We start from the raw sequence: 14,585 nt of genomic DNA, 5'->3' as shown, positions 1-14,585 counted from the left end.
ATTTGAAAATCTGTTTTTCAGCGCTATTAGGTACGATGTTATTCTTTACTTCTTGTAGTGCTCCAGACAATTCTGTAGCTGATCAAACTGCTGATGTAGTGTCTCCTGTACAGGTCACGGGAATAACGCATATGCCTCTTGCTGAATATATAGAGTTTACTGCGATATCTTCTTACCAGCAAAAAAGTTATGTTAAAGCCAACATTAATGGATATGTACAGTTTATTAATGCAAGTGTCGGCTCAAAAGTTACAAAAGGCACGGTTCTTTTTAGGCTTATTACTAAAGAAGCAAAAGCTATTGGGAATGCAATTAACAAGCTTGATCCTGGATTTCAATTTTCAGGAGTTTCGGCTATTCGAGCTGATCAGCCCGGCTATATTACTACTGTGAGTCATCAAAAAGGTGATTATGTTCAGGATGGTGAGGCGCTTGCAGTGATCAGTAATCAAAGCAGTTTTGCTTTTTTGCTGGACTTACCTTACGAGTTTAATCAACTGGCAGTAAAAGGTCAATCAGTTGAGTTGGTCTTACCAGACGGTAAAACGCTTTCCGGAACAATCACTGGATCGTTACCTACGGTAGATTCTTTGGCTCAAACACAGCGTATGATTATCAAGCTAAATGCTGCTGCGTCAATACCTGAAGGATTGGTTGCAAGAGCGCGACTGGTAAAAACCTCCAGTCCCAATGCACAAGTATTACCTAAGTCTGCGGTGCTGACCAATGAAACTGAAGATGAGTTTTGGGTTATGAAAATGATCAATGATTCCACTGCGGTCAAAATTCCTGTTAAAAAGGGAATTGAAAATGCAAAATTTATTGAGGTTATCAGTCCTGAGTTTAATCTTAAAGACAAAATAGTCAGTGTAGGAAACTATGGAATTGCAGATACAGCCAAGGTTAAGTTATTAAAGTAATGGTAAAGAATTTCTTCATAACACATAAAAATCCGCTATTGGCTGTTCTGATCCTGATCTTAGCAGGAGGATTTTTTACTTATCACCAATTAAAAACATCTTTATTTCCGGAAATTACATTCCCTAAAATCAAGATCATTGCGGAGGCAGAACTTCAGCCTGTTGACAAAATGGTAATTACAGTGACCAGACCACTTGAAAACGCAATAAAGCAAGTGCCTGATTTGAAATTGATTCGCAGCACTACTTCCAGGGGTAGTGCAGAGTTATCTGCCTACATGAGTAGTAACGCTAATATTGATTTAAGTCAGCAACGTATTGAGGCACAGATTGCAAAATTAAGTGGTGTTTTGCCTCCTGGAGTCAATATTTCAGTAGAAAAGATGAACCCATCAATATTGCCTGTAAGTGGTTACAGTCTTGAAAGCAATATTAAGTCGCCAACGGAATTAAAGAGGCTCGCCATTTTTACGGTTAAGCCTTTCTTATCACAAGTAGATGGTGTATCAGAAATCAGGATTATAGGCGGGAAGACCAAAGAGTATTGGCTTGAACTTGACCGACAGAAAATGGCAGCGTTATCCATATCACCTGATCAGATTGCCGGAACATTAGGTCAGACAAATTTTGTGAAGTCCAATGGGTACTTGTCAGATTACAAATACATGTATCTTTCTGTAACGGATGCTACTTTGAAAACTAAAGCAGACATTGAGGAACAAATCGTTAGTAAAAATTCTAACCGATTGGTTCGCTTTAAAGATATTGGTAATGTAAGCGTAAAAGAAGCCATTGAGTATACCAAGATCAATGCAAATGGAAAAGAAGGGATTCTTGTTGCGGTGATTAAACAACCAAATGCCAATTTGGTTGATTTGGCGAAACAAATGAAGCTAAAGATTGCTGAACTTCAGAAAATTTTACCTGTTGGTGTAGTTATAAAACCTTACTATGTGCAAGCAGATTTTGTAAATGATTCTGTTAGAAGTGTTAGCGATTCCTTACTGATAGGCCTGGCACTTGCTATAATTGTGGCCATTATTTTTTTGAGGTCTTTAAAAGCAAGCGCAGTAATTTTGATAACCATCCCGGTAACGCTTTGTCTCAGTGTTATAGTTTTGTATGCGGTAGGCTATTCACTAAATATAATGACCTTAGGTGCTATTGCCGCAGCAATTGGTCTAATAATAGATGATGCGATCGTTGTAGTTGAACAAATACACAGGACGCATGAAGAACATCCTGAGGAGTCTACAATGATACTACTTAAAAGAGCAATAGACTATCTTTTTCCCGCAATGTTAGGTTCGTCCATTAGTACTATTGTAATTTTTATTCCCTTTGTATTGATGACTGGGGTGGCAGGTTCTTATTTTCAGGTGATGACCAATACAATGATCATAACCTTGGTTTGCTCATTTTTTGTTACCTGGATAGGCCTTCCTGTAATTTACCTCCTCCTAACCCGTGATGCTTCCAAAAATAGTGTCAAGAAGACCGAAGTACACGAGGTTAAAAGTCAACGATGGATTGCTTTTTTTATCCATCGGCAATATATAAGCATGATTGGCATGTTGATATTGGTAGCCCTAATTGTATATATTTTCCCGCGTTTGCAAACAGGTTTTTTGCCTGAGATGGACGAAGGAAGTATTGTGATAGACTATAATACGCCACCTGGTACTTCTCTTGAAGAAACCGATCGTGTACTTAAGGATGTAGAAAAGGAGTTGGTTAAAATTCCTGAAGTAGCTGCCTATTCCAGAAGAACAGGAACTCAAATGGGCTTTTTTATAACGGAGCCTAACACAGGAGACTATCTTATACAGCTTAAAGCAGACCGAAAAAGAACAACAGAAGAGATAATACAAGAAATCAGGAATAAGATTGAAAGCACACAGCCAACACTAACAGTTGATTTTGGTCAAGTAATAGGAGATATGCTTGGAGACTTGATGAGTTCTACCCAACCGATTGAAGTGAAGATTTTTGGGAATGAACAAGATAAGCTGCAGGGTATCTCCAGGAAGATTGCAGATATAATTCGCAATGTGCAAGGGACTGCAGATGTGTTTGATGGTATTCTACTCTCAGGGCCAACAATCGATATTCAACCAGATTTTGCGGCACTATCAAGATATGGCATTACACCTACGAGCTTTCAGTTTCAGGTACAAACTGCATTGCAGGGCAATGTTATTGGTAACTTGTATGATAATCAGCAATCGCCAATTAGGATGATTTATCCGGACAGCAAAAGGTTTAGCGTTTCAGATATTAATCAACTAAAAATTATATTGCCTGGAGGTAGGGCGATACCCATACAGGGACTTGCTAAAGTCGGACTAAAAACAGGAACAGCCCAGGTAGAACGTGAGAATTTACAATCCATTGTGGTAGTAACTGGAAGGCTAGACAACAGGGATCTAGGGAGTGTGATGAAGGATATTCAAAAGGGGGTTTCTGCAAAAATTGTGCTTCCATCTGGCTACCATATTGAATATGGAGGCGCCTATGCTGAACAACAGCAATCGTTTAAAGAATTGTTAACTATCTTGATCTCTTCAAGCTTACTTGTCTTTACTGTGATCTTGTTTCTTTTCAGAGATTTTAAAATAGCCTTCCTGATCCTTATTATTTCAGTTTTAGGAATTTCTGGAAGCTATCTCGCATTGTTCTTAACGGGTACGCCGCTAAATGTGGGTAGTTATACCGGATTGATAATGATTGTTGGAATAATTGGAGAGAATGCTATTTTTACTTTTCTTCAATTTAAGGAATCGCTACATGAAAAAAGTGTAAATGATGCTGTTATTTACGCAATATCAGCACGTTTGAGACCGAAATTAATGACTGCTTTAGGGGCTATCATTGCACTTTTTCCTTTAGCACTAGGAATAGGAGCTGGAGCACAGTTGCATCAACCTTTGGCAATAGCCGTAATAGGGGGGTTTATTGTTGCCTTACCACTACTGTTAATTGTATTGCCAAGCATGATTACGAAGCTCTATAAATAGAGAAGGATTATGATTTAGAATTAAATATTTAATCATAACCTTACTGAAATATTAATATTATGCTTCCTGCTACAATTAGTAAGACTGCGATTACCGTTTTTACAGTTAAAGGTTCACCCAAAAATACGACTGATAGAATGATTGCTATGGCAACACTCGCTTTATCAACTGGAGCTACCTGAGATACTTTGCCCAATTGAAGCGCCTTAAAATAGAATAGCCACGAAAGACCCGTAGCCAATCCTGAAAGAATAAGGAATGTCCAGTTTATCCTTGTTAGTCCGGAAATTTCCTGTTGACTATTTCTGAAGAAGACGATACCCCAGGTCAATAAAAGGATTACTACTGTACGTATTGCGGTTGCAAGATTAGAGTCAATTCCTTTAATGCCAATTTTGGCCAGAATTGCAGTTACAGCTGCAAAAAAAGCAGAGAGAAGGGCATATATCCACCACATATTTAAGATTTACATTAAAAGTAAACAATTTACAATTGCTTTCTTAAAAAAGGACGAGCAACTAATCCTTTGAAATTTGCATTGGCTGCATTTGGATAGCAGTCAATGCCATAAGTTATTTCACTTTTAGGGAGTTCTTTATAAGTACCAAGCAGCCGATCCCATATACTTAAAACATCCCCGTAGTTACAATCTGTGTAAGGCATTTTGAAGTGATGATGTACATGATGTAGACCGGGAGTAATGAATAGCTTTGAGAATATATTTTCAATTGTTGCTGGCAATCTATAACTAGAGTGTGCGAATAAGTTTGAAAGTGTTTGTATAGTTTGACGAAGCAATAAAAGGCTAAGTGAGGCACCCGATAGAAAAACCCAGACCATTTGAAAGGCAAGCCGAATTACAGTTTCGACAGGGTGTTCCCGAAGCGTCGTCGAAACATCGACATCCTCATCAGAGTGATGAATTTGATGGAAACGCCATAAAGAGGGAATTTTATGCATCACCCTATGGTAAATGTATTCAAAGAGGTCAAGAAGGAAAAAGCCACACAGATATTTTAACCAAATGTAACTTCCGAAAGGAATTAGGTTTAAGATACCTAAATTATGTAAACTGGTATATACAGATATTGCGATTATACCTACACTTAGACAAAGTTGAATTGGAAGAGCGGTTATAATAAATTTTAAGTTCCCTTTAGTATGTCGCCATTTGGAAATTGCAGAAAGCGTAACACGAAGCTCCCATAGCCAAAGGACAATGATTGTAGTAAGGAATAAAATTACCTGTACGCTTGCAGGATGATTATGAATGATATATTTAAGCAGATTCATTAGATTATGGTCCCTAAATCACAATTTTAAGCTATGATACTGGAGAAATTCTGTATTTGATTTGAATTCTCAGTTATAGTTAGTACAAATAAAACGTTAATATTGGGCTATAATTTAGTGGAGTCTATGGTGCAACATGACTTTATCTTTATAACAATATTATTCAGCTTCAGCCAATAATTGATTAACCAATTCTGGTACACCCATTGATGCTTTTTTTTCAATGGCAATTACGTCAGATCCAATATCCGGGGCCTTAACATCTATCACATACTTTTGGATGTTTTTAGGGACATACTGTGTTAAGTTGGCTGCAGGATATACTTGTAAACTGGTACCGATAATTATCATTATATCTGCAGCCGCGCAAAGTTTCATTGCAGGTACCATATTTGGAACAGCTTCACCAAACCAAACTACATGAGGACGCAATGGTTTCCCGTGCTCGCATAAGTCGGTAAACTGCAATTCCCAACCTTTAATAGGGTAGGTTAACCTGGCGTCCACGTCAGACTGTGATTTGGTAATGACCCCATGCAAATGTAATACCTGATCAGACCCTGCGCGTTCATGCAGGTCATCCACGTTTTGAGTGATGATGTGAACATTGTATTTCTGTTGTAGTTGGACCAGTGCAAAGTGAGCAGGATTGGGGCTTGCTTCTAAAACAGATTTTCTTCGCTCGTTGTAAAACTGTTGCACGAGTACCGCATTACGTTCCCATGCTTCTGGTGTGGCAACATCTTCAATTTTATGTCCTTCCCACAACCCATCAGCATCCCTGAATGTTTTAAGGCCACTTTCGGCGCTAATGCCTGCTCCAGTAAGTACAACAATGTTTTTCATAAGCCTTAAAATTAATTATTGTTGACTTAGAAGCTTGCTTTTTTGAAGAAATTTTTATTTAGGCTGATAAAAGTATTGGGTAAATGAGTTTAAATGATGACTAAAGTCATAGAGATAGATGATTCCGGTCAATGTTTCTTGTGTGGTCAGTGTGGACCTTTATGCGCTAACAAAGTCGGTACTGCGTTAATCTAACAATGAGATGCTAAGACATTTTGGTGCAAAAAGAACCTATACCCATAACATTAGGCTGGCCATTCTGTTAAGTTTAACTGCAGGATATATAAATGCTGTAGGGTTTTTAGGATTCTCTGCACTTACTACAAACGTAACCGGGCATGCTGCATTATTTGCAGAAAGGATTGCATTGCAGGATTGGAGCAACGCAGGTATAGTTGCGGTGTGGATGCTTTTATTCCTTGCCGGGGCTTTATTCTCCAGTGTAATTATTACCCGTATCGGTCATCATGAACGGTTTTCCTATGCGCTTCCTATTTTAATTGAAATCAGTTTTTTGATATTTTGTGCGGTGTATGGTGCCAGGAAAGAGCCTGTTTTTTCCAAAGATTTTTTTGCCGGTTGCTTGCTTTTTTCTATGGGTTTGCAAAATGCATTGGTGTCAGTTATATCAGGATCTGTAGTGCGTACCACACATCTTACCGGAACTTTTACTGATTTGGGTATCGAATTGGCACAGTTAAAAGGAATTAAGAGTGAAGGACAAATGGAGTTGATGTCAAGAATCAAACTTCGTTTATCTATTATTCTTTCATTCTTGTTTGGTGCATTATCTGGCGCCTATCTGTTTAGCTACCTCTATTTCAATTCTTTTTTATTGCCAGCATTTATTTTGTGTTTTGCCTTACTATTTGATATTTTTCGTCTCAATGTTAAACGTTACTATTCTAATATCATCTATCGTGTTAGGAATAATTAAGATGATGAGCAGTCTTTTTATCATTCTTTGCTATAACTTCACATTATCTACAGAATTGACTTGCAAATTGGCTCAGAAGCAATTTGATATATAAGATTGGAAGAATGTTTACTTTAATTTTTAAAACTATGATTAGAAAAATAATTTACGGTATTGTTGCACTGATTGTAATCATACAATTCTTTAGGCCGAATAAAAATATTGCTGCTACTCCATCGGCGAATGCCATAGAACTCCACTATCCTGTCTCTAAAGAAATAGGTGCCCTTCTTAAAACCAGCTGTTATGATTGCCACTCTAATCACACAACTTATCCATGGTACAGCAACATTCAGCCTGTTGCCTGGTGGTTACAGGATCATATTGATGAAGGAAAACGAGAACTAAATTTTGATGAATATAATAGTTACACTTCAAAGAAAAAAAAGCATAAACTCGATGAAGTTATCGATGTAATTGAACACGATGAAATGCCGTTAACTTCCTACACCCTTATTCATAGGAAAGCGGTGTTAACTCCTCAAGCTAAGGCAGAATTAATTAGCTGGGCTAAAGGTCTTCAGAAAATTATTCAATAACCTCTTTAAATAGCAAATGATAAACAATTTTAATGAGAAACATTATGTAACCAGAATAGGTTGGCTTCGAGCAGCTGTTTTGGGTGCCAACGATGGTATACTTTCTACAACAAGCATCGTGATAGGTATTGCAGCAGCTACCGTAGACAGAAATGCCATTGTTCTGGCTGCTTTGGCAGGACTTATTGCAGGAGCAATGTCTATGGCTGCAGGGGAATATGTTTCAGTTAGTTCGCAAGCAGATTCAGAAAATTCTGATTTGGCAAGGGAACAACAGGAACTTTTAGATATGCCTGAAACAGAGTTGCAGGAACTTGCTGATATCTATGTGGGCCGCGGATTAGAACCCCATCTTGCAATACAGGTAGCTATACAATTGACGGAACACAATGCACTGGAAGCACATGCCAGAGATGAACTGGGAATTAATGAAATTACTTCGGCCAGACCGTTGCAAGCTGCACTCGCTTCTTTCGGGTCATTCATTTTTGGGGCCCTGTTACCTTTTGGCGTATCAATATTTGCCCCTTTAAAGTATATGGTTTATACGCAATATTGTCTTTCCATGGTATTTTTAATGATTTTGGGTGGAATTGCAGCCAGGACAGGAGGAGCAAAAGTGGGTACTGCAGTGTTAAGGATTGCTTTTTGGGGCACGGTTGCTATGGGTATCACTGCTCTTGTAGGCCATTTATTTGGAGTCAGTGTTTCCTAATATATTTTATTAAGAGATTTTACCTCATCAAATGAACGTTCATATAGTCTTTAGGCGTAGTTCCGGTTAGCAGCTTAAATTGTTTATGAAAACAAGAGAAATTATTGAAACCAGACTCAAAACAGATTTGTTTAATGTCCATTTGATTTTCTATGATCAGCTTACGGGCATATCCGATACGTACGTCTATCAGGAATTGTGAGAAGGTCTTACCTGTTTTCTTTTTAAAATATCTGCAAAAGGAATTTGGGACAAGATCTGCCACTTCAGCCACCTGCTCAAGGTGTATTTTACTTCTAAAGTTATTAAGTACATAATTATAGACGTTGTTTAACCGCTTTTTTTCTGAAGCACTTAAGTCATATTTAAAACCAACAGAAGAAAGCAATTGCAGTTGTTTCAGGCTGGAGATTCTTAACAGGCAATGGAGCAATGCGAGTATTTTTTCCATCCCATTTGCCAAATAGATATCTTCCATCTTTCCGGCAATTAGGGTTGCATCATCACCGGTAATCAGAATGCCGTGTTTTGCTCTTTCCAGTAATAATTTAATTGGAGAAGCCTCAGGTATATGAAGAAATTTCTCCCCTATGAAGTTATCCATGAAATGTACTACAGTTGAATATGGTGAATTGGAATCCGGTTCATTTATACATTGAGTATCATAACGCCAGTAATGCGGTAATTCTTTTCCAACCAATACAATATCTCCAGAAGCAAAGGATTTGATATGATCACCTATAAACTGGGTACCGCTTCCTTTATGGAAACAAATCAATTCAATCTCCTGATGATAGTGCCAGGTATTGTTGATGTTCGGCACAGTTTCCTTTCTGATACTAAAGGAATGATCCGCCTGGTTTAATATGGTTAAATGCTGTGGCTTCATTAGCTGAACTGCGCTCCTTTAATTGCTAATGTAGTTAAAATTCTATTATCGCTTTAACTACTTGATTTTCTGGTTTTGTAAGCGATTCAAACTGTTTCTTCAAATCATCAAAGGACACCCTGTGTGTGATGTAATGTTTCGGTTCTACTTTGCCATTTTTTATACATTCAATTACGTATTTAAAATCTTTGGCAAGTGCATTGCGACTGCTCAATAAAGTACCCTCACGTTTATGGAATTCTGGGTGACTAATAACTAGAGGTTCTTTCTGCAGGCCGATTAAAACAAATCTTGCACCATGCGCCATATATTGAACCGCATTGTTGATGGCTTTTAGGTTACCCGTGCAATCTATTACCACTGTAGGCATATCCCCGTTAGTAATTTTCATCAGCTTTTCTGTTACATCCTCCTTAAGAACGTTTATAGTATAGGTCAAACCTAGTTTTTCCCGACAGAATTCTAATCGTTGTTGATTAATGTCCATCGCGATTACATTAGCACCTGCTATTTTTGCAAAGTTCATGGTAGCAAGTCCGATGGGCCCCGCTCCAATAACCAGTACAAATTCATCTTTTAAAATACCGGCTTTTGATACACCATGTGCGCCTATGGCCAACGGCTCTACCAATACAAGCTCATCAGCTGTAAGGCCCTCACCTTTAATTATGGAATGGTCTGGAACAAGAAAATAGGTTGCCATTGCGCCATCTACATGCACGCCAGCTACCTGCATGTGAGTACAACAGTTGTTCTTGCCAGATCTGCATGCAATGCATTTTCCGCAATAAAAATAGGGACTAATGGTTACCAGTTCATCATGCTCAAAGCCACTTTCCGCATTTGTGTCTTCTATAGTTGCAGCAATCTCATGACCCAATATTCTGGGGTAGTTAAAAAATGGCTGTGTCCCATCAAATGCATGGTAATCCGTTCCACATATACCAACCTTTTTAATTTTTAAAAGGGTATGGCCTGGTTTTATAACAGGCTTGTCCCTTTCCTGATAGATAAATTGACCGGGAACGTTACAAATCAGTGTTTTCATGATTATTTTTAAGTAAATATTTTAAGACAGTGTAAAGAAATGAATAAATACTGGCACGCTCATATTAAGGTTTAACATCTTCTTAAGTTATTTTAACGGGTATTGACAGTTAGAATAACTTAGGAACTCGAAATAATCTTGCTAAATCAATAAAATACAATAGTGTTGTATTTTATCAACTATTCTACTGTGTTTAGCAGTTATGGAAATATCCGAGAATTTTTTATTCTTCATTTGGCAATATAGACTATTCAATAACCTTGATCTAAAATGTGTTGATGGCAGGCCATTACAGATTTTAAATCCGGGTAGACTTAATAAAAATGCCGGTCCTGATTTTACGGAAGCCAAATTAATAATAGACCAAATATTTTGGGCTGGAGATGTGGAGATACATGTTAAGGGTTCCGATTGGGAATTACATAACCATCACCAAAATCCAGCATATGAGGCCGTAGTACTCCATGTAGTTTACAACAACGACAAGATCATTAGTCAACAGGCTGGGCAAGCCATTCCAACTTTAGTAATAAAGGAGCGCTTTAACGAAGGTTTGCTAGTTAACTATTCCACATTGTTAAATGGGCTAAATAGCTTTCCCTGCAAAAGTCAGATAGGCAAAATAGAAAGCTTAATCGTAAGTAATTTCTTGTCGAGGTTACTTATTGAAAGGCTAGAACAGAAATCCGAAGAGGTAATAACTGCGCTCAAAGAAAGAAAGGGAGATTGGAATGAAACCTTTTATTTTTTTCTCGCCAGAAACTTTGGATTTAAAGTTAACGCAGCAGCCTTTGAGATGCTGGCAATGAACCTACCTAAGCAAATTTTGCAAAAACATTCGGATAAACCGCTTGAGGTAGAAGCACTGCTATTTGGGCAAGCGGGTTTTCTCCATGATCAAATGGAGGGAGAATACCCGGTTCAATTGTGGTTGGCCTATAGGTTTCTTAAAAGAAAATACTCGCTTAACCCTATACCTGTATCAGTTTGGAAGTTTTTAAGGATGCGTCCGGTTAGTTTTCCAACCATACGGCTGGCACAATTTGCTGCACTTCAAATACATTCAAGAGATTTTTTTTCAGCTATCTTACACGCTACTACATGGAAGGAACTGCTCGTTCACATAGAAGATTTGCCAGTGAATACTTACTGGACAACCCACTACCATTTTAAAAAAGATGCTGATGATGTTCCTTTACAACTGGGCAAAAAGACAGTTGAAAACATATTGATAAATACAGTATGTGTATTTTTATTTACGTATGGCAGGTACACCTCAAACGATGCGATGGTAGAGCGTTCTCTTGGTTTTTTAGAACAAATCCCTCAAGAAAACAATTCAATTGTAAATCAATATGTTGAAGCTGGCCTAGTGGTCAACAATGCTTTTAACTCCCAAGCCATACTTCAATTAAATAAATACTATTGTGCTCAAAAAAAATGTTTAAATTGTGGTATCGGAATCAAGATTTTAAAGAAATAAATATGTTTCAAAGAATTGTCACCTATTTTGAAAAGCAGAGTTTTGGCGTGTGTACCTATTTGGCAGAGCGTTTTAATATGTCTATCAGTAAGATAAGGCTGTTTTTTATCTACTCGTCATTCCTTGCAGTAGGATTTCCGATTATATTCTATGTGCTGGCCGCAATTGTGCTTGACGTGCGAAACTATGCAAAGAAGATCCGCATGCGGATCTGGGATGTCTAAAAACTAATCTCTATAAAATAATTTTGGTTCACGGTAAATGCTTAAGCACTTTTATTTAAGTTTGTTGATTAAACAAGATTAGTAAGGAAAATGTCGGTAAGGGGAAATCAATTTAAATCAAATTCTTTCAGAAATGAGCCTACAGATAAGGTAAATTCACGTTCATCAGCATCAAAAAAGCCTATAGAAAGAGCTGATATCATGCCCAGACTGAATTTTCAGAATGGCAGATTCATTAAGATAACAGGACTGGTGTTCATTGTATTGTCCTTATACTTTCTAATTGCTTTCACTTCCTATTTATTCACATGGCAGGAAGATTACAGTTATGTAATTGATGCGAATGGTGGCTGGAACAACCTTTTCAAATCATACGAAGAACTACAACAAGTTAACATTTCGCCCGTTGTTCAAAACTGGTTGGGTAAAATTGGCGCACTGCTTTCTCATCAGTTTATTTACGAATGGTTTGGTGTATCATCCTTTCTGTTTGTCTTTGTTTTCTTTGTGATCGGATATCGTTTATTATTTAAAGTAAAGATATTCTCAATCGAGAAGACATTGGGCTACAGTTTTTTCTTGTTGCTTTTTATGTCCCTGGTTTTTGGTTTTGGTCATTCATTTTTGAATAACGCACCACATTTCCTGGAGGGAAAGCTTGGTTTCTGGAGTAACCGATTGCTTGTGGCGCAAATTGGCAATGCAGGCGTTGGTGGTCTCATCATTTTTCTGGGTTTAACTGTCCTGATCATTGCCTATAACATAGATTTTAAATTACCAGAACGTAAACGCGAAGAAGCTATTATTCCTGATGTACCGGATTCAATTGAGTTAGTAGACGAGGTCAGATCTGAACCGGTTGAATTTACATTGAACGACAAGCTGGGTAGTCAGCGTAAAAAGGAGCAAAATGTAATCATTACACCTTCAAGGTTTGAAGAAAAAGAAGTAGAAGAGGTAATTATCCCTGTTTTTACGCCTGCAGTTAATGTCATGAATGCTCCTGTAGTTTTGCCAATGGAACTTGAGGTATCGCCAATAAAAGCAGAGCCCGTATTAACTATTGAAAAAACAGAAGAAGATAAGAAGTCTGAAGAACTGGTTGAACAATTTGGGAACTATGACCCAACATTAGACTTGGCAAGCTACAAATATCCGCATCTGGACTTGCTGGAGAATTATGGATCCAACAAGATCCCGGTAAATTCGGAAGAGTTGGAAGCCAATAAAAATAAGATTGTTGAAACCCTTAACCACTATAATATAGAGATCGATAAGATCAAAGCCACTATCGGACCCACTGTTACTTTGTATGAGATCATCCCAGCACCTGGTGTACGTATCTCGAAGATCAAGAACCTGGAAGATGATATCGCATTGAGTCTGGCCGCTTTGGGAATCAGGATTATTGCACCAATGCCCGGAAAAGGCACAATAGGTATTGAAGTTCCAAATTTGCATCCTGAAATGGTTTCTATGCGGAGTATTCTTGCAACCGAAAAATTCCAGACCACCACCATGGATTTGCCAATTGCGCTGGGTAAAACAATATCCAACGAAGTTTATATTGCCGATCTATCTAAAATGCCCCATCTATTGGTTGCCGGGGCAACTGGTCAAGGTAAATCTGTAGGTATCAATGCCATACTTGTATCCCTGCTTTACAAAAAGCATCCATCCCAACTTAAGTTTGTGCTGGTAGATCCTAAGAAAGTGGAACTGACGTTATTTAATAAAATTGAGCGCCATTTTTTGGCAAAACTACCCGGAGAGGCTGATGCCATTATTACGGATACAAAAAAAGTAATCAATACATTGAACTCATTGTGCATTGAAATGGATCAGCGTTATGATCTTTTAAAAGATGCGCAGGTCAGAAATTTAAAAGAGTACAATGAAAAGTTTATAAAAAGGAAGCTCAACCCAAATAATTCCCACCGCTTTCTGCCATACATCGTCTTAATTGTAGATGAATTTGCAGATTTAATGATGACAGCAGGAAAAGAGGTAGAAACACCAATCGCCAGGTTGGCGCAGCTGGCACGTGCGGTTGGTATACACTTAGTTTTAGCTACCCAGCGGCCATCAGTAAACATTATTACAGGTACTATTAAAGCCAATTTCCCGGCGCGTTTGGCTTTTAGGGTACTTTCTAAAATAGACTCAAGAACTATTCTCGACAGCGGTGGTGCCGATCAGCTGATTGGTAGGGGAGATATGCTGCTTTCTACCGGTAATGATCTGATCAGGCTGCAATGTGCGTTTGTAGATACCCCTGAGGTAGAGAGGATTTCTGATTTCATCGGTAACCAAAGGGGATATCCGGAAGCCTATCAATTGCCTGAGTATGTTGACGAAGCTGCGGAAACTGCTAAACTAGAGTTTGATCCCAACGACAGGGATTCCATGTTTGAAGATGCAGCCCGGTTAATTGTGATGCACCAGCAGGGCTCCACTTCATTAATCCAACGTAAATTGAAGCTCGGGTACAACCGTGCAGGCCGTATTATCGATCAACTGGAAGCAACCGGGGTAGTAGGTCCGTTTGAAGGAAGCAAGGCACGAGAAGTTTTAATTCATGATGATTATGCTTTGGAACAGTTCTTGAATGAACTGAACAATAAATAATCGCAAA

General features: G+C 38.2%; 13 protein-coding genes. 8 read left to right on the top strand and 5 right to left on the bottom strand.

Annotated elements, in window-relative coordinates; genetic code table 11:
* Positions 1–2 precede the first annotated feature (2 nt).
* Together ACVWYN_RS05815 and ACVWYN_RS05810 are read left to right on the top strand one after the other, a co-directional pair.
* Positions 3–920: an efflux RND transporter periplasmic adaptor subunit gene (locus tag ACVWYN_RS05815; protein ID WP_457287887.1), complete on the top strand. Its 918-nt coding sequence runs from the start codon at positions 3–5 to the stop codon at positions 918–920.
* Positions 920–3,937, top strand: coding sequence for an efflux RND transporter permease subunit (locus ACVWYN_RS05810; protein ID WP_457287886.1), 3,018 nt, complete (start codon positions 920–922; stop codon positions 3,935–3,937). The genes ACVWYN_RS05815 and ACVWYN_RS05810 overlap by 1 nt, the downstream gene beginning before the upstream one ends.
* A gap of 40 nt (positions 3,938–3,977) precedes the next feature.
* Here the strand turns inward: ACVWYN_RS05810 and ACVWYN_RS05805 are convergent, their stop codons facing one another.
* The 3 genes from ACVWYN_RS05805 to ACVWYN_RS05795 all read right to left on the bottom strand — a co-directional run bounded on the left by ACVWYN_RS05805 (position 3,978) and on the right by ACVWYN_RS05795 (position 6,076).
* On the bottom strand, positions 3,978–4,394 hold the full coding sequence (locus ACVWYN_RS05805; protein ID WP_457287885.1) for an EamA family transporter: 417 nt from the start codon (positions 4,392–4,394) through the stop codon (positions 3,978–3,980).
* Between the two features lie 29 nt (positions 4,395–4,423).
* Complete coding sequence (locus ACVWYN_RS05800) at positions 4,424–5,230, bottom strand: sterol desaturase family protein (protein ID WP_457287884.1); 807 nt, start codon at positions 5,228–5,230, stop codon at positions 4,424–4,426.
* 159 nt (positions 5,231–5,389) lie between these two features.
* Entirely contained in the window at positions 5,390–6,076 is a 687-nt protein-coding gene (locus ACVWYN_RS05795) for an SIR2 family NAD-dependent protein deacylase (protein ID WP_457287883.1), read from the bottom strand.
* A gap of 202 nt (positions 6,077–6,278) precedes the next feature.
* Between ACVWYN_RS05795 and ACVWYN_RS05790 the strand changes: the two genes are divergently transcribed.
* The 3 genes from ACVWYN_RS05790 (at position 6,279) to ACVWYN_RS05780 (ending at position 8,306) form a co-directional block, all read left to right on the top strand.
* Complete coding sequence (locus tag ACVWYN_RS05790) at positions 6,279–7,013, top strand: YoaK family protein (protein WP_457287882.1); 735 nt, start codon at positions 6,279–6,281, stop codon at positions 7,011–7,013.
* 128 nt (positions 7,014–7,141) lie between these two features.
* Positions 7,142–7,591, top strand: coding sequence for a heme-binding domain-containing protein (locus ACVWYN_RS05785; RefSeq protein ID WP_457287881.1), 450 nt, complete (start codon positions 7,142–7,144; stop codon positions 7,589–7,591).
* 16 nt (positions 7,592–7,607) lie between these two features.
* A complete protein-coding gene (locus ACVWYN_RS05780) occupies positions 7,608–8,306 on the top strand; it encodes a VIT1/CCC1 transporter family protein (RefSeq protein WP_457287880.1) in 699 nt (232 codons plus the stop codon).
* A gap of 19 nt (positions 8,307–8,325) precedes the next feature.
* On the opposite strand, the gene ACVWYN_RS05775 is transcribed toward ACVWYN_RS05780, so the two are convergent.
* The gene (locus ACVWYN_RS05775; protein WP_457287879.1) at positions 8,326–9,195 is read right to left on the bottom strand and encodes an AraC family transcriptional regulator; all 870 of its coding nucleotides are present in this window, start codon (positions 9,193–9,195) and stop codon (positions 8,326–8,328) included.
* 34 nt (positions 9,196–9,229) lie between these two features.
* Positions 9,230–10,243 carry a zinc-binding alcohol dehydrogenase family protein gene (locus tag ACVWYN_RS05770; protein ID WP_457287878.1) on the bottom strand — a complete coding sequence of 338 codons (1,014 nt, stop codon included), beginning with the start codon at positions 10,241–10,243 and terminating at the stop codon, positions 9,230–9,232.
* A 202-nt stretch (positions 10,244–10,445) separates the two neighbouring features.
* Here ACVWYN_RS05770 and ACVWYN_RS05765 point away from each other — a divergent pair, with 202 nt between their 5' ends.
* The 3 genes from ACVWYN_RS05765 (at position 10,446) to ACVWYN_RS05755 (ending at position 14,578) form a co-directional block, all read left to right on the top strand.
* Entirely contained in the window at positions 10,446–11,726 is a 1,281-nt protein-coding gene (locus ACVWYN_RS05765; RefSeq protein WP_457287877.1) for a DUF2851 family protein, read from the top strand.
* A gap of 2 nt (positions 11,727–11,728) precedes the next feature.
* Positions 11,729–11,950 (top strand): PspC domain-containing protein, encoded by a 222-nt coding sequence (locus tag ACVWYN_RS05760; RefSeq protein ID WP_457287876.1) that lies wholly within the window; start codon positions 11,729–11,731, stop codon positions 11,948–11,950.
* Between the two features lie 90 nt (positions 11,951–12,040).
* Entirely contained in the window at positions 12,041–14,578 is a 2,538-nt protein-coding gene (locus ACVWYN_RS05755) for a DNA translocase FtsK 4TM domain-containing protein (protein WP_457287875.1), read from the top strand.
* Positions 14,579–14,585: the final 7 nt, after the last annotated feature.

The sequence above is a fragment of the Pedobacter sp. UYP24 genome (assembly GCF_054057295.1).
This window is presented reverse-complemented; position numbering and strand designations above follow the sequence as displayed.

Coding starts and splice junctions, on each gene's coding strand:
- ACVWYN_RS05765 (WP_457287877.1), top strand. CDS start 10,446: ATGGAAATATCCGAGAATTTTTTATTCTTCATTTGGCAATATAGACTA.
- ACVWYN_RS05775 (WP_457287879.1), bottom strand. CDS start 9,195: ATGAAGCCACAGCATTTAACCATATTAAACCAGGCGGATCATTCCTTT.
- ACVWYN_RS05805 (WP_457287885.1), bottom strand. CDS start 4,394: ATGTGGTGGATATATGCCCTTCTCTCTGCTTTTTTTGCAGCTGTAACT.
- ACVWYN_RS05760 (WP_457287876.1), top strand. CDS start 11,729: ATGTTTCAAAGAATTGTCACCTATTTTGAAAAGCAGAGTTTTGGCGTG.
- ACVWYN_RS05780 (WP_457287880.1), top strand. CDS start 7,608: ATGATAAACAATTTTAATGAGAAACATTATGTAACCAGAATAGGTTGG.
- ACVWYN_RS05785 (WP_457287881.1), top strand. CDS start 7,142: ATGATTAGAAAAATAATTTACGGTATTGTTGCACTGATTGTAATCATA.
- ACVWYN_RS05790 (WP_457287882.1), top strand. CDS start 6,279: ATGCTAAGACATTTTGGTGCAAAAAGAACCTATACCCATAACATTAGG.
- ACVWYN_RS05755 (WP_457287875.1), top strand. CDS start 12,041: ATGTCGGTAAGGGGAAATCAATTTAAATCAAATTCTTTCAGAAATGAG.
- ACVWYN_RS05795 (WP_457287883.1), bottom strand. CDS start 6,076: ATGAAAAACATTGTTGTACTTACTGGAGCAGGCATTAGCGCCGAAAGT.
- ACVWYN_RS05800 (WP_457287884.1), bottom strand. CDS start 5,230: ATGAATCTGCTTAAATATATCATTCATAATCATCCTGCAAGCGTACAG.
- ACVWYN_RS05810 (WP_457287886.1), top strand. CDS start 920: ATGGTAAAGAATTTCTTCATAACACATAAAAATCCGCTATTGGCTGTT.
- ACVWYN_RS05770 (WP_457287878.1), bottom strand. CDS start 10,243: ATGAAAACACTGATTTGTAACGTTCCCGGTCAATTTATCTATCAGGAA.